This window comes from Sphingomonas sp. Leaf198, assembly GCF_001424005.1.
Taxonomy (GTDB): domain Bacteria; phylum Pseudomonadota; class Alphaproteobacteria; order Sphingomonadales; family Sphingomonadaceae; genus Sphingomonas.
In genome coordinates, this window is sequence record NZ_LMPX01000002.1 from 1,155,376 (window position 1) to 1,174,375 (window position 19,000).

At 64.0% G+C, this 19,000-nt stretch carries 17 protein-coding genes and 1 riboswitch; of the genes, 9 read left to right on the forward strand and 8 right to left on the reverse strand.

Annotated elements, in window-relative coordinates; translation table 11 throughout:
* The first annotated feature begins 6 nt into the window (after positions 1–6).
* From ASG20_RS12185 to ASG20_RS20150, 4 genes are all read left to right on the forward strand, one after another.
* Entirely contained in the window at positions 7–1,155 is a 1,149-nt protein-coding gene (locus ASG20_RS12185) for an efflux RND transporter periplasmic adaptor subunit (RefSeq protein ID WP_056052547.1), read from the forward strand.
* Complete coding sequence (locus tag ASG20_RS12190) at positions 1,148–4,264, forward strand: efflux RND transporter permease subunit (protein WP_056052550.1); 3,117 nt, start codon at positions 1,148–1,150, stop codon at positions 4,262–4,264. Before ASG20_RS12185 ends, ASG20_RS12190 begins: the two co-directional genes overlap by 8 nt.
* Positions 4,261–5,754, forward strand: coding sequence for an efflux transporter outer membrane subunit (locus tag ASG20_RS12195; RefSeq protein ID WP_082470921.1), 1,494 nt, complete (start codon positions 4,261–4,263; stop codon positions 5,752–5,754). Before ASG20_RS12190 ends, ASG20_RS12195 begins: the two co-directional genes overlap by 4 nt.
* A 198-nt stretch (positions 5,755–5,952) precedes the next feature.
* Positions 5,953–6,177 (forward strand): hypothetical protein, encoded by a 225-nt coding sequence (locus ASG20_RS20150; RefSeq protein WP_443025931.1) that lies wholly within the window; start codon positions 5,953–5,955, stop codon positions 6,175–6,177.
* Here ASG20_RS20150 and ASG20_RS12200 read toward each other — a convergent pair.
* Entirely contained in the window at positions 6,105–6,527 is a 423-nt protein-coding gene (locus tag ASG20_RS12200) for a VOC family protein (protein WP_056052555.1), read from the reverse strand. The two genes, ASG20_RS20150 and ASG20_RS12200, sit on opposite strands and share 73 nt — an antisense overlap.
* A gap of 116 nt (positions 6,528–6,643) precedes the next feature.
* Positions 6,644–6,720: riboswitch (Fluoride riboswitch) on the forward strand.
* A gap of 23 nt (positions 6,721–6,743) precedes the next feature.
* Here ASG20_RS12200 and ASG20_RS12205 point away from each other — a divergent pair.
* The gene (locus ASG20_RS12205; protein ID WP_056052557.1) at positions 6,744–8,099 is read left to right on the forward strand and encodes a voltage-gated chloride channel family protein; all 1,356 of its coding nucleotides are present in this window, start codon (positions 6,744–6,746) and stop codon (positions 8,097–8,099) included.
* Between the two features lie 168 nt (positions 8,100–8,267).
* Here the strand turns inward: ASG20_RS12205 and ASG20_RS19415 are convergent, their stop codons facing one another.
* Together ASG20_RS19415 and ASG20_RS12210 are read right to left on the reverse strand one after the other, a co-directional pair.
* A complete protein-coding gene (locus ASG20_RS19415) occupies positions 8,268–8,606 on the reverse strand; it encodes a hypothetical protein (protein ID WP_156364268.1) in 339 nt (112 codons plus the stop codon).
* A 152-nt stretch (positions 8,607–8,758) separates the two neighbouring features.
* Positions 8,759–9,193, reverse strand: a complete 435-nt coding sequence (locus ASG20_RS12210) for a PaaI family thioesterase (RefSeq protein ID WP_231420706.1) — start codon at positions 9,191–9,193, stop codon at positions 8,759–8,761.
* Positions 9,194–9,953: 760 nt separating this feature from the next.
* Here ASG20_RS12210 and ASG20_RS12215 point away from each other — a divergent pair.
* Positions 9,954–10,328, forward strand: coding sequence for a hypothetical protein (locus ASG20_RS12215; protein WP_056052564.1), 375 nt, complete (start codon positions 9,954–9,956; stop codon positions 10,326–10,328).
* A gap of 33 nt (positions 10,329–10,361) precedes the next feature.
* On the opposite strand, the gene ASG20_RS12220 is transcribed toward ASG20_RS12215, so the two are convergent.
* The gene (locus ASG20_RS12220) at positions 10,362–11,171 is read right to left on the reverse strand and encodes a SirB1 family protein (protein WP_056052567.1); all 810 of its coding nucleotides are present in this window, start codon (positions 11,169–11,171) and stop codon (positions 10,362–10,364) included.
* Positions 11,172–11,423: 252 nt separating this feature from the next.
* Positions 11,424–12,158 carry an SDR family NAD(P)-dependent oxidoreductase gene (locus tag ASG20_RS12225; RefSeq protein ID WP_056052570.1) on the reverse strand — a complete coding sequence of 245 codons (735 nt, stop codon included), beginning with the start codon at positions 12,156–12,158 and terminating at the stop codon, positions 11,424–11,426.
* Positions 12,159–12,239: 81 nt separating this feature from the next.
* Between ASG20_RS12225 and ASG20_RS12230 the strand changes: the two genes are divergently transcribed.
* Positions 12,240–12,644 (forward strand): winged helix-turn-helix transcriptional regulator, encoded by a 405-nt coding sequence (locus tag ASG20_RS12230; RefSeq protein ID WP_056052573.1) that lies wholly within the window; start codon positions 12,240–12,242, stop codon positions 12,642–12,644.
* Between the two features lie 182 nt (positions 12,645–12,826).
* Here the strand turns inward: ASG20_RS12230 and ASG20_RS12235 are convergent, their stop codons facing one another.
* A complete protein-coding gene (locus tag ASG20_RS12235; RefSeq protein WP_201780722.1) occupies positions 12,827–13,762 on the reverse strand; it encodes a LysR family transcriptional regulator in 936 nt (311 codons plus the stop codon).
* A 136-nt stretch (positions 13,763–13,898) separates the two neighbouring features.
* Between ASG20_RS12235 and ASG20_RS12240 the strand changes: the two genes are divergently transcribed.
* Positions 13,899–14,624 carry an SDR family oxidoreductase gene (locus ASG20_RS12240; RefSeq protein WP_056052579.1) on the forward strand — a complete coding sequence of 242 codons (726 nt, stop codon included), beginning with the start codon at positions 13,899–13,901 and terminating at the stop codon, positions 14,622–14,624.
* 409 nt (positions 14,625–15,033) lie between these two features.
* Here the strand turns inward: ASG20_RS12240 and ASG20_RS12245 are convergent, their stop codons facing one another.
* Entirely contained in the window at positions 15,034–17,373 is a 2,340-nt protein-coding gene (locus ASG20_RS12245) for a putative bifunctional diguanylate cyclase/phosphodiesterase (protein ID WP_082470922.1), read from the reverse strand.
* Entirely contained in the window at positions 17,373–17,972 is a 600-nt protein-coding gene (locus tag ASG20_RS12250; protein ID WP_056052582.1) for a hypothetical protein, read from the reverse strand. Before ASG20_RS12250 ends, ASG20_RS12245 begins: the two co-directional genes overlap by 1 nt.
* Positions 17,973–18,110: 138 nt before the next feature.
* Between ASG20_RS12250 and ASG20_RS12255 the strand changes: the two genes are divergently transcribed.
* Positions 18,111–18,995, forward strand: coding sequence for a DUF3034 family protein (locus tag ASG20_RS12255; protein WP_156364270.1), 885 nt, complete (start codon positions 18,111–18,113; stop codon positions 18,993–18,995).
* The last annotated feature ends 5 nt before the right edge of the window (positions 18,996–19,000 follow it).

Below are 19,000 nucleotides of genomic sequence, written 5' to 3' on the forward strand. Positions count from 1 at the left end.
GTTCAGATGTCTGTATTCATTTCCCAGGTCCCGGCGGGCACGCCGACGTTCCGCTCGATGCTTCTGGGCTGCCTGATCCTGACCGTGTCGGCGTGTGGCGGCGGGCAGTCGCACGAGCCTGCCCGCCAGGCGCCGATCGTCGAACGCAAGGGCGACCGGATCTTCGTGCCAGTGGGATCGCCGCTTCGCACGCGGATCGCAGTCGCCGCGGTGGGCAGTTCGACCGAAGGCCGCACGCTCGACCTGCCGGCGTCAGTCGAGGCGGATCCTGCGCTTCAGTCGAAGGTCGCGCCTGCACTGACGGGCCGGATCGTGTCGCTGCGCGTCGGGCTCGGCGACCATGTCCGGGCGGGACAACCGCTTGCGACCATGGTGTCCTCCGATCTGGCGCAGGCCTATGCGGACCAAGCGCGTGCGACCGCCGCGATGGCGCTCGCGACCCGCAGCAAGGCGCGAGCAAGCGCGTTGTTCGAAGCGGGTGGTGGAGCGCAAAAGGACGTGCTTCAGGCCGAGAGCGACTATGCCACCGCGCAGGCCGATCTGCGGAGCGCCACCGCGAAGCTGCGGATCGTCGGCGCGCCGCTGCGCCAGCGAGGCGGTGCGCAGGTCCTGACCATCGTCGCGCCGAGCAGCGGCAGCGTCACCGATCTTGCAGCAGCACGCGGGGCGGTGTGGAACGACGCGACTCAGTCGCTGATGACGATCACCGATCTCAACCGTGTCTTCGTCACGGTCGAAGTCCCCGAGAAGGATCTCGCATCGGTTCATGTCGGCCAGCCGGCGAGCGTGCGCTTTGCCGCATATCCCGACGCGCCGGTACAGAGCCGAGTCGCCTCGGTCAGCGATGTTCTAGATCCCGAGACACGGCGCATGAAGGTGCGTCTCGCATTCCCCGACGGCGATCGTCGATTGAAGCCCGGGATGTTCGCGACCGTCTCGTTCCAGGCAGCGGCGGTACCGGCGGTCTCCGTTCCGACCGGCGCGCTGTTCCTGAAGGACGAGGGCAGCCAGGCCTATGTCGAAGTCGCACCCTGGACCTTCGTGCCCCGTACGGTCGAGGCTGGGTACAGTCTCGGCGCGCGGACGACGATATCGAAGGGCCTGAAGGCCGGCGAGCGCGTGATCGTACGCGGCGGAGTGCTGATCAATGATTGATCGGCTCGTCGGCTTCGCGCTCGCGAAGCGCTTCATCATGGCGCTGCTGGCGATCCTGATCGCGATCTTCGGCTATTATTCCTGGTCCCAGCTCGCGGTCGAGGCCTATCCCGACATCGCCGATACCAGTTCACAGGTGATCGCCCAGTCTCCCGGGCTCGCCGCGGAGGAGATGGAGCAACAGGTCACCGTGCCGCTGGAGCGCGCGTTGAACGGCACCCCCGGCCTCGCGATGATGCGCTCCCGCACCGCCTTCGGCCTGACGCTCATCACGGTGGTCTTCAAGGACGGCGTCGAAGGCTATTGGGCGCGTCAGCGGCTGCAGGAGCGGATCGCCGCGGCCGATCTGCCCGAGGGCGTCGAGGCCGGACTCGATGATTTCACGTCGCCGATCGGCGAGGTCTATCGCTACACGCTCGAGAGCGACACGAAGTCGCTGCGCGAGCTGTCCGAGATCCAGCGCTGGACGGTCATCCCCGCGCTACGCGGCATCGATGGCATCGCCAACGTCAACAATTTCGGCGGTATCACCACACAGTATCAGCTCGAGATCGATCCAGCCGCGCTGTCGCGCTACGGGATCGCCTTGAAGGATGTCACCGATGCGATCGGTGCCAACAACGCGAACGCGGGCGGCAGCGTCGTGAACCGCGGAGAGCTTGGCTATGTCGTGCGTGGCATCGGCCGGCTCCGGACGCTCGACGATATCGGCGCGATCACCGTCAAGACGAAGGACGGTACGCCCGTCCATGTCGCCGATCTGGGCACTCTGAAACTCGGCAATCAGGAACGTCACGGCATCCTCGGCAAGGACTACAACAACGACTCGATCGAAGGAATCGCGCTTCTGTTGAAGGGCGCCAATGCCGGGCCGGTGCTCGATGCGCTCCACGCCAAGGTCGATCAGCTCAATGCCTCGCTGAAGGCGCAGGACGTGCGGATCGTACCCTATATCGATCGCAGCAACCTGATCGACGCGACGATCCACAAGGTCTCGCACACCGTCTTCCTGGGCATCGGCCTCGTCGTCTTCGTGCTGATCCTGTTCCTCGGAAGTGCACGCGCCGCGCTGATCGTCGCGGTGGTCATACCGTTCGCCATGCTCGTCGCGTTCGCACTGATGTACCTGACCGGCGTGTCTGCGAACCTGCTGTCACTCGGCGCGATCGATTTCGGCATCCTCGTGGACGGCGCGATCGTGATGACCGAAGCGATCCTGCGCCGTCGCGAGGCGGACCCCGATGCGGTGCTGAGCGAACAGGACGTCCGCCAGGCCGCAGTATCCGTCGCGCGGCCGATCGTCTTCGCGACGCTCATCATCATCGCCGCGTATCTCCCGCTGTTCGCGTTCCAGCGCGTCGAGGCCAAGCTGTTCTCGCCGATGGCCTATGCGGTCGGCTATTCGCTGCTCGGCGCGCTCGTCCTGTCGCTGACCCTGGTGCCGGCGCTGGCCTATATGATGCTGCGCAAGCCCCGGCGGATCGTCCACAACCCGGTCCTCATGCGCGCCGAGACGGGCTATCGCCGGTCGCTCGCCGCGCTCATAGCGCGCCCGCGGATCGCGGTTGCGACCGTATTGGTCGCCGCGGTTGCGGTGGTCGGGCTCGGTGCGACGGTCGGTCGGGAATATCTGCCCGAACTCGACGAAGGGTCGCTCTGGCTCCAGGTCTCGATGCCCGCCGGGATTTCACTCGATACCGCAAAACGAATGGCAGGCGACCTGCGTGCCGAGGTTCTGAGCTTCCCCGAAGTGTCGTACATGGTCACGCAGACCGGACGCAACGACGACGGCACGGATCCCTTCACGCCGTCGCATATCGAGTCGAGCGTCGGTCTGAAACCATACGACACCTGGCCCGACCATGAGAGCAAGGACGAACTCGTTCGACGGATGAACGCGCGGCTTTCGCGGCTGCCTGGCTATCAGATCGGTTTCAGCCAACCGATGATCGATGGCGTCAACGACAAGATCTCCGGTGCGCACAGCGCACTCGTGGTCAAGGTCTTCGGCGAGGACCTGAAGGAAGGTCGGCGGATCGCGCAGGACATCGTCGGCGTGCTGCAGTCGGTGCGCGGCTCCTACGGCGTGGCGATCGATCAGGAGCCACCCCTGCCCCAGGTGGTCGTCAAGGTCGATCGCAGCGCCCTGGCCCGCTACGGCATCAGCATCGCCGACGTGAACGACCTGCTGGCGACCGCGGTCGGTGGACAGGGTTTCTCGCAGATCTTCGTCGGCGAGCGGGTGTACGACCTGGCCGTGCGCTTTCCGGCTACCGCACGGGATACGGTGGAGCATCTCGGCGACCTCGTGCTAACCACGACCGGTGGGGCGCATGTCCCGCTCTCCTCGGTCGCCACGATCGGCTATCAGGCGGGCGAAAGCACGATCACGCGCGAACTGACGCGCCGCCATCTCACCGTGAAGCTGGACTATCGCGACCGTGACCTGACCAGCTTCATCGCCGAGGCCCAGTCCAAGATCGCCTCGCAGGTAAAATACGATCACAGCAGGTTCGAGCTGACCTTCGGTGGCCAGTTCGAGAACCAGCGTCGGGCCGAGGCGCGGTTGCGCATCATCTTCGGCATCGTCGCGGCGCTGATGCTGATCCTGCTCTATTCGCTGTTCGGCGTGTTCCGCTACGCGCTGCTCGTGCTGGGTCTCGTGCCGCTTGCGGCACTGGGAGGACTGATCGCGCTCCATCTGACAGGGGTGACGCTGAATGTCGCATCGGCGGTAGGGTTCATCGCGCTGTTCGGCGTCGCGGTGCAGAACGGGATCATCATGGTGTCGAACCTGAACGCGGCGCGAAGCCGCGGGCTGGCGCTGATCGACGCGGTGATCGAGGGTGCGGCCGAGCGGCTTCGTCCCGTGCTGACCACCGCGACCGTGGCAACCGTCGGGATGTTGCCGGCTGCGCTCGCCACCGGCGTCGGCAGCGACGTGCAGCGCGGGATCGGTACGGTCGTGGTCGGAGGGCTCGTCCTGACGACCTTCCTGACGTTGTTCCTGATCCCGGCGCTCTATTTCCTGATCGAGCGGCGCGTCGAGGCGAAGGCCTCCGCTGCGCCACGTCCTTCCGCCGATCCCGCGCTGGAGCCTTCGCTATGACACTCCGATCCCTCCGATCCCTCCCCCTGCCCGTCATGCTGCTGGCCACTCTCTCGGGCTGTGCCGTCGGCCCGCGCTACGTGCGGCCCGAACTGCCGCGGACGGACCGCTATACGTCTGCCCCGCTCCCCGTTCAGACGACCGCCACGGCGATCCCGATCGGCGACGCGCAACGCTTTCTGATCGGCGCGCGCCCGCAGGCAAAATGGTGGGCCGCATTTGGTTCGCCGGACCTCGATCGGCTCGTCGCGCAGGCCTTCGCCGCCAACCCGGACGTCGAGGCAGCCCAAGCAGCCTTGCGAGCGGCGCGGGAGTCCTATCGCGCCGAACGCGGTGCGCTGTTGCCGACCGTGACGGCGGGCGCGACCGCGAACCGCCAGCGCGTGGCATCCGAGATCGCGTCGCCGCAAAGCTCCGGCGCGTCGATCTTCAATGTCTATACCGGGCAGTTGAGCGTCGGTTACACCCCCGACCTGTTCGGGGGCGTCCGACGGACGATCGAATCCGCTGCGGCGCAGCGCGACGCGCAATGCTTCACGGTGGAGGCGACCTATCTCACGCTTGCCGCCAACGTCGTGAACGCGGCGCTTCAGGAGGCGCAATTACGCGGAGAGCTTGCGGTAACGCTCGATCTGGCGGACCAGCAACGCCGTCTGCGCGCGCTGATACAGCGCCAGTTCGAACTCGGATCCATTCCACGCGGCGACGTCGTCGCCCAGGATGCCGCGCTCGCACAGACCGAGGCGTTGTTGCCCGACCTACGTCGGCAACTTGCGCAGCAGCGCAATGCGCTGGCCGTGCTGCTTGGGCGTCCACCCCGGGATCAGCCCGAGGCCACCTTCACGCTGGCGTCGTTCGCCTTGCCAACCGAGTTGCCGGTAAGCCTGCCCGCGCAGTTGCTGGAGCAGCGCCCCGATATCGGGCTCGCCGAGGCAAATATACGCGCGCTCAACGCACAATACGGCGTCGCGATCGCCGCCCGCCTTCCCAGCCTCACCCTCAGCGCAGATACGGGCCTGGTCGGCGAAACATTCTCCGCGCTGACCGCACCCGGCGGTTTCTTCTATAATCTGACGGCCGGGCTGCTCCAGCCGATCTTCGATGGAGGCACGCTGGCAAGACGTGCCCGGGCGGCGCGTGCCTTACGCGATCAGGCTGCCGCGCAATACAGGAGCGCGGTGCTGACGGCGTTTCAGAACGTGGCGGACACGCTCGAGGCGATCCGCGCGAACGGCGATCTTCTGGCGGTGCAGACGCGTGCCGAGACCTCCGCGGCCGGCAGCCTGACGATCGCAAAGAGCCGGGCGGCGCTCGGCGACGTCGACAACACCTACCTGATCCAGGCACAGGCGACCTATCTCCAGGCCCGGCTGGGCGTCATCCAGGCGCAGACCGGGCGGCTGAGCAATACCGTCGCGCTGTTCCAGGCGATGGGGGGCGATTGGCAACATCCCGCTGCTGGTGAATCTGTCATCCCACGGAACCCGTGATGGTCGATTTGGATGTCCCCGCCCTGACGGTCACCTTCGCATCGCTCGCGACGGCCTTCGTACTGGGCACGCGGGGCTTCGTATCAACGTCCGTAGGGCCGGCAGCTTTCGTCGATCTCGGCCTCCGGACGACGGGACAGGGGCAAGACCGAAGCGCTGTACCGCGTCCACATCGTGTTTCCCGTCGAGCAGGTCGCGATGGCACGCGACATTCTCTGCAACGAGCGCGAGTTGCAACACTATCCGACGCGCGAGATCGAGACGATGGCCGAGGACGATGCCTCCGTCGAACTTGGTGCGATCCTCCTGCCGACCACCGCGCAGGTTACCGAACTGGACGTCATTGTCGCTCATCTGGGTAGGTGCGCAGAGATCGTCGCTTGCCGGGTGAAAGGTTCGATCAGATCCCATCGGTTGCCGTAGAGGTCTTCGAAGACGGCCACGGTGCCGTATGGCTCATGGCGAGGCGCCTCGACGAAGCGGATACCCTGCTCCGTGTAGGCGAGGTAGTCACGGGTGAAGTCGTCTGTTTCGAGAAACAGGAACACGCGCCCGCCGCTTTGATCGCCGATTGCCCGACGTTGCCGGTCGCCGACCGCCCTCGCCAGTAGCAGTCCGCTCGCCGCGCCGTACGGTGCGACCACCACCCATCGTTTGTCATCTGCCAGCGCGGTATCTTCACGCAACTCGAAGCCAAGCTTGCCGACGAAGAAGGCGAGAGCGGTGTCATAGTCGTCGACGAGGAGGGCGGTCAGGTTTAAGCGCTGGGGCATCCAGTGAACCTGCGCCAATATCGACGTCGCGCCAACGCCCGCTCCCACCCAGGATGGTGAAACGGCAAATCTGACCGAAACCGGCCGTTGACGAGATTACCCTCAGACGACATATACGCCGCAACGGCGATGGATTTCCGCCAGGCTATTCGGCCGAACCGCCCTCGCAAGGGCCGATGATTCCTACCATGCGCCGCAAGGCAGCTAGGAGGAATCGTGCACGCGACGTTTCGCAATCTCTATAACGACCTGAACGTGGCGGCGTTTGTCCGCAATCGTCACGATCATGCCGTGTCGGTCATGCGCTGGGCGCTTATTCTGGTGCCGATGGCCGCACTCGTTGGTACGCTCTGCGCTGCGTTTCTGTGGAGCCTCGATGCGGTTACACGCCTGCGGTTCGCATCGCCGTGGCTGCTCTACCTGCTGCCGGTAGGCGGCTTCGTGGTAGGGCTGCTGTACCATCTGACCGGCCGCTCGGTGGAGGGCGGCAACAACCTCATTGTCGAGCAAATCCACGAACCGGGCGGCGGGGTGCCGTTGCGGATGGCACCGCTCATCTTCCTTGGCACGGTGGTGACGCATCTGTTCGGCGGTTCGGCCGGACGCGAAGGCACCGCCGTCCAGTTGGGCGGCAGTCTCGCCAGCGGCGTTGGTCGCGCGCTCAAGCTCGATGCGGACGGCACCCGCATCCTGCTGATGGGCGGAATCGCGGCCGGGTTCGGCGCGGTGTTCGGCACGCCGATCGCGGGCGCGGTATTCGCGCTGGAGGTGCTGGCGATCGGGCGCGTCGAATATCGCGCGCTGGTGCCGTGTCTCGTCGCGGCGCTGGTCGGCGACTGGACGTGCCTCGCATGGGGCATTCATCACGGGGTGTACCGGATCGCCACGCTGATGCCGGTCGATGCGCTGCTCGTCGCCAAAGCCGGCATCGCCGGGGTGGCGTTCGGGTTGGTCGGTCTCGTCTTCGCGGAAGCCAATCATGCGCTGGGTGGGTGGCTCAAGCGGATCGTTCCCTATGGCCCGCTGCGCCCGGTCCTTGGCGGGATCGCAGTCATTGCGCTCGTCCACCTGTTCGGCACGCGCGACTATCTCGGTCTCGGCACGCTGGCGGCGACACCTGACGGCCTCACCCTCGCCAGCTTCTTCGGCCCTGAGACGCATCCTTGGAGTTGGGCGCTCAAACTGCTGTTCACCGTCGTCACGCTCAGTGCCGGCTTCAAGGGCGGCGAGGTCACGCCGCTGTTCTTCATCGGCGCGGCGCTCGGCCATGCGCTTGCCCCTATGTTCGGCGTGCCGACCGACGTATTCGCAGCGATCGGGTTCGTCGCGCTCTTCGCTGGGGCCGCCAATACACCGCTCGCCTGCACTTTCATGGGCATCGAGCTGTTCGGCGCTGCCTATGCGGTGCCGATCGCGGTGGCCTGCTTCGTCGCCTACCTCTGCTCGGGTCACAACGGCATCTACCTGTCGCAGCGCGTCGCCGTGCCGAAGGTGCCGGCGACCGGCCTTACCCCGAACGCGACCCTGCGCGAGGCGCGGGCGCATCGCGCCGCGCGTCGCCCGCGCTCTTGATCCCCGCACCGATCGAAGGTCTGTCCATGCCCAATCGTTTCACCGTCCAGCATCGCGAAATAGGGGTGCGGCCCGAGCCGAAAGCCGCAGAAAAGCGTGGTTGTGGCGGAGGGGTTATACAGCGAATCGAGGGATGGGGACATCAACGCCGCCTGCTCGGCTCCATGCTCATGAACAATCGATCTTCGTTGATATCGTCAGCTTTTTGCCGACGTTTGAATCCCACGTGCGGTTGATAACGACCTTCCCGCCACGATTGAACATGATCGTTGTTGTCTGAGAACCACCGGAAGGGCTTGAACCGCCTGTCACGATACCTGTCTCCACCGTTTGACCGGCCGGACAGGTCGCACCCTCAGCCGCGAGTAGGGGGCGGATTTTTTTGTATATCGCTGCCGCCTGTCGTTGACTGAGCTTACCTGGAAGATCGCCCACGGCCATTGCAGGGGCCGCAATTGAAAGTGCCAGAGCTGCGGCGAAGACGACCGCGATAGGCTTGATGGTCATGCTGTTTCCAACGCCTCGAATGGATGGTTGCCGATCATTGTCATCGAACGATGGCCCGAACGTGAACGGCTGCTTTCGAATGCGGCAGGCCGGCTAAAGTCGAATACTGGCACAGCTGGCCCACGCTCGATTGGTTCACGCTGCGGGAGCTGTCATCGGGAAATCAGGAGGGTCGATGTCGCGGACGCACATAGTCGACCCTGTGCATCCAGCAGTCTAGCTTCGGAAAAAGCAGCGCGGCGCCCTAAGGAAATCATCTTGCCCTCGGCACGCACTGGTCCGCTCGCCTCGCTCAGCGCCCGATGATACGACACCTTGAGTTCCAATGTCGTAAAACCCTGACCCACCGGCAGGCTGGAATGGACCGCGGCGCCGCAGGCGCTGCCGAGCAACGTCGCCGCATAGCCGCCTTGCACCGATCCGATCGGGTTGTAGACCTTGCCCGACGGAGAACCCTCGAACACCACACGGCCACGCTCAAGTTCGACCAAAACGATATCCAGCGTCTCGTGGATCGGCGGGCGAATATCGGCTGCCACCAGGGCTGCCAGCTGGTCATGGCCATCAAGTTCGGCGTGATCGGTCAAGACGTTCATACGCGGACACTTCCGGGAGTAATCTCACTCATCTTGGCGCGTGGCTCTTCTGGATCACCCTTGTTAATATAAGTCGGCCGGACCGCGCCAGAAACGGAAGCCGGTGGTCGTCACGAACATGTGAAGCCCCGGGGCATCGGACAACTTGTAGCTCTTCTCCGCCGCCTTGGCCTGTCGGCAGCATAATTCGGTTAGCACCGCCCCCCAAAACGTCTTCAGCGTATCCCCAACAACCATGCGCTTGGCTGAGAAACTATGGGACCGCGTGAGACGACCGCGCTACGAAAAGCGAGACAAATCATCGAGTTCCGAGATGGTGTGAAATGCTGTGGGACACTAAAATGGCGGAGCCGCCAGTTCAAGGCGGACGCGTCTCTTCGCGACCTACGCAGGTTTTGAGCTCGACAAGCTTGAAAGCCATCAGCGCGTTGTCATCGCGCTGTCGGTGCATATCTTGCGCAGGCGTGTGGCGTTGCTCGGACAGGCGCGCCGATGTCGTCGAGATCCGGTTGGCGCTGCACTGCCTGCTGCCGCACTGCCCGGAACGCTGGACTCGAACTCTGCTGGGATGCGGCCCGGCAGGAAACGAGATCGGCGGGGCACAGGGGGTGACCGAGGCGTTCAACGGGATCATCCGCCAGCTACGCCGTGCCGGCTGTTATGAAGAGGTGTCTGAACCTTGAGTATGCGATTACCTCGAGCAGCCGTTGCCCGCGTTCCCGACGGCACGCGGATCGTCAGCGTCGAGCGGATGTCGCGGGCTTTCACCAAGTACCATCTGGATGACGGAAGCGCGCTGCACCGGTTCAAGATGGAAGAGCCGCACGCCACGCCGCACGATCACCCCTGGAGTTTCGATACCGAGATCCTCCATGGCGGCTATGTCGAAGAGGTGTTCCACCTGGATCCGAACGGCGGTTGGCACAGCGAACTCGTTCACCGGCTTCCTGGCGAAACCTACCATGTCGATGCCACGCACATTCACCGCATCGTCGAGTTGCCAACCGGCGAGTGCTGGACACTGGTTCGAGCCGCTCCGCATGCGCGGGAAACCCGGTTCTGGCGGTTCGGAGATACGGTTCAGTCCCGGGCCTGGCATGAGCGACGGTGGACGCGCTTGGAATAAGCCGCCACGGCAAGGGTTATTCCACCGCGACGTTCAAGACGGCGTTGGCCGGGGAAGGGCATCGAGCGCTGCGGATACCTGCAGGCGCAGATCGTCGTCCCGGGTAATCTCCAGCATCGCGCTGAGGCTGCTGCGGGCGCCGGCCACGTCTCCTGCAACCAGCTGAAGTCTCGCTCGCTCCCACCAACCATGGGCGTGGGTAGGCGCAACGATCGTCATGCGGTCATACAGGACCAGCGTGCGTGCGGGATCGCCAGCCTGCTCGGCACGGTTCGCCTGGTTGAGCAGCAGTCGAACGAGTGCCGATCGGTTCGACAGGGGAAGCATCCCGTCGGAAGGCCGGGCTTGCCCTGTCATCTGCTCCAACAAAGCCTCAACCTGTTCAGGGGCGACGATGCGACCGTCATTGAAGGGATCGATGATCAGCGGATCCGATGCGTCGCCAAGGCGCACCAGGACGTGGCCGGGGGTATTGAGCGGCATCGCCGACCATCCGAGACGTCGTGCCATCGCCGCATAGAGGATCGAGAGACTAATCGGCAGGCCGAGCCGGCGGTCGACGACAGCAATCAGGTCCGCATTCTGGGGATCGTCGTAGTGCGTGCGGTCGCCGGAGAATCCGAACTCTTCAACCATCACGCTGCTCAGGGCTTGGGCCTGAGCAGCGCTGCTCACTGCGTCGCCGTCAGCGGCGCGTAGAGCTATTTCCATGTCGGTAAGCTCGTCGAGATATTCATCGAGATCGACACCGGGGTGATCGAGCGCTGCGAGTTCGAGGGCGGCCAGATCGAGCTCGATCTCCCCGTCTTCCATCAGCCCAAGATGAAGAATGGTATTGGTCATGACGCGGTAGATGGGGACTCTTCCGATCGTTCCTATGACACCGCAAGGCGACGAGGCCTGGCGAAGCGATCGCGACCGCACGATCGAAGGGTTCCGATCCCTCGACCTCGCCGCTGGGGCGTGATCGTGCTTGATGGCAAGGTTATCGCGGGCGAGGCGCACATCCACATTTGGGTTCGAATCTAAGTTTGTCAGATGGACCAATACTCCGTTCTAAAGCCAGCGGACCTGTTCGCCCGCTGGCTTAGTTCGTCAAATTTGAGCCAGGCCTCCATCGGTGAACAGCTCGCTGCCTGTCATGAAGCTGCTATCCGACGATGCGAGGAACGCCGCGGCTGCAGCGACTTCGGACGGATCGCCGACATGTCCGATCGGGGTGGTAGACCCCATCTCGATCATTGCGTCGCGACCGACGACTTCAGCGGCCAGTTCGGTCAGCGTTGGTCCAGGCGACAGGACATTGACGCGAATACCGGTACCACGCAGATCCTGCGCCCAGCTGCGCGCGAGGTTACGAACAGCAGCCTTCGAAGCGCTGTAGATGCTGAACGCCGGCGTTCCCATCACGCCGGTGCTCGAGCCGGTAAGGATGATCGAACCACCCTGGCCCATCAGCTTCAAGCCCTTCTGCACCGTGAAGATCATGCCCTTCACATTGATGTCGAAGGTTTCGTCATAATGCTCGGACGTGATCTCGGTGAGCGGCACCAGGGCGCCGGTCCCAGCATTGGCGAACAGGATATCGAGCGCGCCACGCTCCTGCTTCACCGTATCGAACAGTCGATCGAGATCGTCGGCATCGGTGACCGATCCTGCCACCGCACGTGCATTCGCGCCTAGGGTGGCCACTGCCGCGTCCAGTTTCTCCTGTCTCCGGCCGAAGATGTAGACGAACGCCCCTTCCTCGATGAAGCGCTTTGCCGAAGCTAGGCCGATGCCCGTGCCGCCCCCGGTGATGATCGCGGTTTTGCCTTCTAGTCGGTTCATGCATGCCTCCAGTTTTGATTGTATGCAGCTGGCGTTGGACCTACCTAGGGGCAAGTATGCACCTTTTGGTAAGTATAGATTATGTCCGATGCCCTCCGACCTGCCATTGCGGATACCCCTCCAATTGCGCCCGCCTTCACCTGTGGCCTCGATGCGACGCTCAAGATCATTTCGGGTAAATGGAAGCCGCTCATCCTGTATTTCCTATTGCGTGGACCGACGCGCTACGGTGAACTCAAGCGCGCGGTGCGCGACGTCAGCGACAAGGTGCTAATCCAGCATTTGAAGGATTTGGAAGCGGACGGCGTATTACGCAGGAACGACTATAAGGAGGTGCCGCCACGCGTCGACTACACGCTGACGCAGCTTGGCCAGAGCCTTGCTCTGGCACTTGAGCCATTATGCGTTTGGGGTACCGAGAATATGGCGGAAATGCAGGCAATCTTTGTTGAGCGCGATGGTTGGGTTCGCCCGAAGCGTGCCTAACCGCTGCGTGGAAGACGAACGAAATCAAACTGGACGGTGTTGCAAGCCGAGCTGACAGCTGGATCTGACGCAGGCCTACGGTCAGTTTGTGATCTCAACGACCCAGAACGCGACATTCATGCTGCCTTGCGGGCCTCCATAAACAGTCACTTGTTCACATAACCATTCAGGCTCGCATTGGCCTATCGCGGACCAATCCCGGTAGCATCCTCGTTGATGGCGAGGCTAGTCGAGCGTTGGTCCGCGATGAGGTCGACAAAGGCGCGCAAGGGTGCGGGCATGAAACGCTTTGAGAAATAGAGCCTTGGCCCTTCGAACCGCGACCACCATTCGGGAAGCACCGGTTGGAGCACACCGGATCTGAAATATGGCTCCAACCAGTTTTCGAAGGTTCCGATCACGCCGCCTCCGGCCCCTGCGGACTCAATAGCTGCGGCCGCGGCATCGACGCCGATAATCAGCCGCGCCGGGGGATCGATAGTTATGGTTTCGCCGCCGCGCTCGAACTCCCATTCCACGATCGCCCCGCTCGAGAAGCGGAGTCGGATCGTGTCATGGTCGAGTACGTCACGCGGCGTACTCGGGACGCCGCGGCGCGCGAGATAGGCTGGTGCCGCGGCGTAGGCCAATCGCTGGAACGGCGGACCGATCGGCACCGCGATCATGTCTAGCGCCAGATGCTCGCCGTAACGTATGCCCGCATCGCACCCTGCGGCCGTGATGTCGACAAGACGATCTTCGACCATGATCTCGACCCGCACGTGCGGATGCAGCGCGAGATAGCGGTCGATCAGCGGAGGAAGTATGTCGACCATAACCGCGCCGGCAACGTTCAGCGTCAGCCGCCCGCGTACCTCTCGTTGAGAATTCGCGGCGTCCTGCAATGCGGCCCGTGCTTCGCTGAAAAGCGGCGACAGCCGACCGACAAGCGCCTTGCCCGCCGCGGTCGGCATGACGCTGCGCGTCGTTCGGGTCAGCAGCGGTACGCCAAGCTGTCGTTCGAGCTGGGCGACCTTGTCGCTGACGGTGGAGGGCGAAAGGCCGAGGCGTGTCGATGCCGCACGGAAGCCCCTCGCCTCCACGACCGCGAGCAATATCGCCAGATCGTCGAGCCGCATTGCGTCGGGATTGTTCGCCATAGCGATCAGCCTATCCGGTCCGGCGCAGATTATCAAAGCGTGGCGAACGGGGCATCAAGCGAACGTCGACGTTCCAGCGAGAACGTCCCGCAACCTCGATCCGCAGGAGCGATATATGACTGGAAAGACCGTTCTCATCACCGGAGCCAACAAGAGCATCGGCTACGAAACCGCCCGCCAGCTCGGTCATTTGGGATTCAGGGTTTGGCTCGGGTGTCGCAACAGCGAACGCGGTAGTGCGGCGGTCGATCTATTGCAGGCGGACGGGCTCGATGTTCGGCTGCTCGTGATCGACGTCGCTAGCGATGCCAGCGTGCAAGACGCCGCTGCGCGCGTCCTGGAGGAGGATGGTGCGCTCGACATCTTGATCAACAATGCCGGCATCCCAGGAGGCCCGGCCATTGCACCCAGTCTGCAACCGGTCGACGAAATCCGCGAGGTCTATGAGACCAACGTGTTCGGCCCGATACGCGTAACACAGGCCTTCCTACCGCTGCTTAAGAAGGGCAAGGCGGCCAGCGTCGTCATGGTCAGCAGCGGGCTGGGCTCGCTCGGCTGGCTTTCAGAGCCCACCAATCAATTCTATGGGATCAATATCCTTGGCTATAACAGCTCGAAGTCCGCGCTAAACGCCGTGACCGTGTCCTTCGCTAAAGAGATCGCGGCTGACGGCATTCGCGTAAACGCGGCGGACCCGGGGTACACCGCGACCGATTTCAACGGACATTCCGGCTATCGGACGGTGGAGCAGGCAGCTACCGGAATCGTCTGGCTTGCGACGCAGCCTGCCGACGGGCCAACGGGACGCTTCTTTTTCGAACACGATGAGGTCCCTTGGTAAGTCGGTCTGCGGCTCCTCGAACCGAAGACGAACGGAAGATCGCGCGGCGGGAGTAAATGCTGCGAGTCACAACCGTATTGGGCCTTCCGCCAATGATCCTCGAAGGAAACGAATGGGCGCGCGGCTGCCGACCAGCCCTTCCGTAACAGGTCGGTTTTTTTAGTTGGCGAGATGACCCAATTGCGGACGTTTAGGCGCTATTCCCCGGCCCCAACTGCGGCCGTCCGTTCATTGTGCTGAGAGGTCGAATTCGGCGCCCCGGATCATCGGTATGTACGGTTGAGAAAGGATGGACAGCGAGCAGCCCTTACAATTCATGAGGGCGTTGGTCGTCATCGCTTACGGTCGCTTATCCAACCATCGTCAGGCACCGCGCGCCGCCTGGACGCACTGCTCGCTCTTCCACCCGCTAGGCTGCCTGGCTGAATTTATTGTCGAGCAGCCCGGCGATACGGCTACTCTCGACCGGGCGACTGAATAGATAGCCCTGTATGTTACCGCAGCCCTCACCCCGCAGCAGGTCGAGCTGCCCGGTATCCTCGACGCCCTCGGCGGTCGTTTCCATGTTCAGCGCGGTCGCCAGATCGACGATTGCGCGGACGATCGCCGCGGCGCTCGGATCGGTGGCGATGCTGGTGATGAACGAGCGGTCGATCTTGATCTTGTCGAACGGAAAGCTGCGCAGGTAGCTGAGTGACGAATAGCCGGTGCCGAAATCGTCGAGCGCGACGCGGATGCCCATCGCGCGCAGCGTGTGCAGCAATGCGATCACCGGGCCCTCGCCGTCGAGGAAGACCGATTCCGTGATCTCGATCTCGAGCCTGTCGGGTGCCAAGCCACTATGTGCGAGCGCCTGGAGAATGATCGCCTGCAACCCGCTGTTGCGGAACTGCAGCGGCGAAACATTGACCGCGACGCGGATATGCTCGGGCCAGTGCATCGCCTGTCGACAGGCCTCCTGCATCACCCATTCGCCGATCGCGATGATCAGCCCGGTATCCTCGGCGATCGGGATGAATTCGGCCGGAGGAACGATGCCGCGTTCCGGATGATGCCAGCGCACGAGCGCTTCGAAGCCGCCGATCCGGTCCGCCTTCAGGTCGAACACCGGCTGGTAGTTGAGCACGAACTGGCCTGCCTGGATCGCCTCGCGAAGGTCGAGTTCGACCTGCCGACGCCAGCGTGCCGCGGCGTCGAGCGCGGGTTCGAAAAACCGGAATACGCCGCGACCGTCTTCTTTCGCAAGATACAGCGCGAGATCCGCATTCTTGAGCAGTGCATCGGCGTCCTCACCGTCGATCGGGCCAATCGCGATGCCGATGCTGACCGCGGTCGCGATCTGGTGGCCATCGGCCACGACCGGCTGGCGCATCATATCGAGGATGCTCTGTGCAAGGACGCGCGGGCGATCGGCATCGAACTGGCCCGACAGGATCACCGCATATTCGTCGCCGCCGAGCCGCGAGACCAACCCGTCGGGTGCGACCTCGCTCAACATCGTGCCGATCGCCTTCAGCAACGCATCGCCGACCGGATGGCCGAGCGTGTCGTTCACGCCCTTGAAGCGATCGAGATCGAGACACAGCACCGCGATCCCCCCGCCGGTGCGCCCGACCTGGAGGATCGCCTGGTCGAGCGACTGGCGAAAAAAGGTGCGGTTCGGCAGGCCGGTGAGGACATCGTGGAACGCGAGATGGGTGATCCGGTTCTCGCGTTCGAGAATGCCGGCCGACATCCGGTCGAAGCTCGCGGCGAGCCTGCTGATCTCGTCGCGCCCCTTCACGACGATATGCGCGCGGCTCCCCTCCTCCAGCGCTCGCGCCGCGGCGTCCAGCGCCGCGATCGGTCCGGCGATCCCCAGCGCCAGCCGCCGGCTGCCCAGCACGACGAGGATCAGCCCGGCCAGCCCGGCGAGCGCGATACCCGCCTGCAACGGCAGATACGGAGTCAGCGCAGCGTTGAGCGGATAGCGGATCAGGATCGCCGCCTGCGGTCGACGCGTCAGACCGGCCAGCGGCTTGGCGATCGCGAAAGCGCGGCCGGTCGAGAGATTTAGCATGGCGAGCGTCCGGGTCGACTGCGATGCGCCGACCAGGCGATCGACGGCGGGATCGGACCCGATCGACCGGTCCGCTGCATGCCAGCGGCCTGCGCCGTCGCTGCGCATGATCGTCGCGATCAGCGGGATCGCGGACAGCCGTTCGAGCGCATGCATCTCCGTGCCGTCGAGTCGCACCGCGAAGACGACCCAGCCGACCTGTGCCGGCGCCATCACCGGCGACAGGATCAGTCGGTATACCTGCCCCGCCACCACCACGACCGCGTCGCGCCGGTCGCCCGGAACCGCGAAGGGAAACCGAGCGACCGTCGCCGCAAGCGCGCCCGACGGGCCGGTAACCCGGCCGTCCTGATCGACCACGAACGCGGCGGTAACCTCGGCCCGGTGGCTGATATTGGCGAGCGCGGATGTGATCGTCGGCCGATCCCCACTGGCCACCGCAGCGCGGAATCCGAAATCTCGCGATAGCAGGTCGGCCGACGCGATCAGCGACTGCGACCTGAGCGTCCAGACCCGGTCGTAGACGCTGCCGCTGGCGATAAGTTCCTGGCGCACGGACTCGCGCGCGTGCGTCCAGATCATCGCCTGCGCGACGATCGCGAGCAGCACCATCGTTACCGCGAACAGGCTCGCGTACAGCACCGACAGCTTGGTCCGGAGATGGCGGAATCGCGGCGCGCGAAGACGCATCACCGGTGCAGCACGAAGGTCGTGGCAAAGCCCGCGGCGGCGACGTCGATCGGCTGCGAGGCGGTGCTGTCCGGCGCGCGGATCGAGGGGTGCCAGACGCGGACCGTACCTGTCCCTGCCGGCACGCCGGTGATGCTGACATGCCCCGCCTGGTCGGTCAGCGCGGCAAACGGGGTGGCAGTCACGAACACGAACCCGCTCATCGAGTCATGGATGTTGCAGCCGAGCGGGACCACGCCCGGACGGTCGAACAGGACAGTCCGCGCGTCCTCCTGCCCGTAGAGTTTCAAGTCGAACTTCTTGACCTTCGAAAACGAATAGACGTGGTGACGCACCCGGTCGCGATTGGGGAAGCCGACCGTCGCGCCGACCGGGACGATCAGCACGTGCGGCTGAAACGCGATGTCGCGCTGTTCGATCATGTACGGCCCGCGCACCGTCACCCCCGGCGCCTTGGGCGTCTCGATCGTGACCACCGCGCCCGGCAGTGGCTTGCCGTCGAAGCCACGGACATCGATCGCCACCGTGGCGGCATGCGCGGCCATGGGCAGCGCAAACGCGACGATCATCGAACTCAGGCGGAGGACGGATGCGTACATGACACGACTTCTAACGGTCGGAAGATTGCCAACCCGTAAATGCCGCTCATGTCTTTTTCGCCCCGGCTCCGCGTGGAAAACCTGGCTAGGGAAACCGAGATTTAACCAATGGTCTCCATGAGATACCGGATGATTCGCATGCCATCGACCGTCGCGGGATGCATCGCCAAGCTCGTAATGGCGATCGCCGTCTTGACAGCGTCCCCCGCCGCAGCGCGCGAAGGTCGCGCAGGTGGTAAGCTGATGCTGACCAACGGCGTTACCACGATCGAGGGCAGTTCGGGCGGGGGCATCTCCACCTGGGCGCTGATCGCCGGCAACGAGACCGTCGACGGAATCGGCGGGTCCGCGCATGTCTCGGTTATCCTGCTGCCGGACTATCGATGGGAGAGCCACGGCGCTGCTATCGGAGTCCACGACCGACTGGAACTGAGCTACGCCCGACAGAATCTCGACACGCGCGACGTCGGTGCAAAGCTCGGTATCGGCCGCGGTTATACGCTCAACCAGGACGTGTTCGGTGCCAAGCTGCGGGTCGCTGGCGATGCCGTCTATGGCAGCGCCTACCTGCCGCAGATCGCGATCGGCGTGCAGTACAAGCACAATCTCGATCCGCAGATCGTCGCCGCAGTCGGTGGACGCCACGCCAGCGGTACCGATATCTACGTAGCTGCCACCAAGCTCCTGTTGCGGCAGAGCATTCTGCTCGGCACCACGATCCGCTACACCAAGGCCAACCAGAACGGCCTGCTCGGGTTCGGCGGCGATCGCGGCGCACATCGCACCGTCCAGGTCGAGAGCACGCTCGGCTATCAAATCTCGCGCCAGTTGGTCGTCGGCGGCGAATACCGGTCGAAACCGGACAATCTCGGGTTCGACAAGGAGAGTGACTGGAAGACCGCCTATGCCGCCTATGCGATCAACAAGAACCTGACCGCGACCGCGGCCTATGTCGACCTGGGATCGATCGCGACGGCCGAGCGCCAGCGCGGCGGCTTTCTGTCGCTCCAGACCGCCTTTTAGGGGAC

Coding starts and splice junctions, on each gene's coding strand:
- ASG20_RS12185 (WP_056052547.1), top strand. CDS start 7: ATGTCTGTATTCATTTCCCAGGTCCCGGCGGGCACGCCGACGTTCCGC.
- ASG20_RS12190 (WP_056052550.1), top strand. CDS start 1,148: ATGATTGATCGGCTCGTCGGCTTCGCGCTCGCGAAGCGCTTCATCATG.
- ASG20_RS12195 (WP_082470921.1), top strand. CDS start 4,261: ATGACACTCCGATCCCTCCGATCCCTCCCCCTGCCCGTCATGCTGCTG.
- ASG20_RS20150 (WP_443025931.1), top strand. CDS start 5,953: ATGGCACGCGACATTCTCTGCAACGAGCGCGAGTTGCAACACTATCCG.
- ASG20_RS12200 (WP_056052555.1), bottom strand. CDS start 6,527: ATGCCCCAGCGCTTAAACCTGACCGCCCTCCTCGTCGACGACTATGAC.
- ASG20_RS19415 (WP_156364268.1), bottom strand. CDS start 8,606: ATGACCATCAAGCCTATCGCGGTCGTCTTCGCCGCAGCTCTGGCACTT.
- ASG20_RS12215 (WP_056052564.1), top strand. CDS start 9,954: ATGTCGCGGGCTTTCACCAAGTACCATCTGGATGACGGAAGCGCGCTG.
- ASG20_RS12220 (WP_056052567.1), bottom strand. CDS start 11,171: ATGACCAATACCATTCTTCATCTTGGGCTGATGGAAGACGGGGAGATC.
- ASG20_RS12225 (WP_056052570.1), bottom strand. CDS start 12,158: ATGAACCGACTAGAAGGCAAAACCGCGATCATCACCGGGGGCGGCACG.
- ASG20_RS12230 (WP_056052573.1), top strand. CDS start 12,240: ATGTCCGATGCCCTCCGACCTGCCATTGCGGATACCCCTCCAATTGCG.
- ASG20_RS12235 (WP_201780722.1), bottom strand. CDS start 13,762: ATGCGGCTCGACGATCTGGCGATATTGCTCGCGGTCGTGGAGGCGAGG.
- ASG20_RS12240 (WP_056052579.1), top strand. CDS start 13,899: ATGACTGGAAAGACCGTTCTCATCACCGGAGCCAACAAGAGCATCGGC.
- ASG20_RS12245 (WP_082470922.1), bottom strand. CDS start 17,373: ATGCGTCTTCGCGCGCCGCGATTCCGCCATCTCCGGACCAAGCTGTCG.
- ASG20_RS12250 (WP_056052582.1), bottom strand. CDS start 17,972: ATGTACGCATCCGTCCTCCGCCTGAGTTCGATGATCGTCGCGTTTGCG.
- ASG20_RS12255 (WP_156364270.1), top strand. CDS start 18,111: ATGCCATCGACCGTCGCGGGATGCATCGCCAAGCTCGTAATGGCGATC.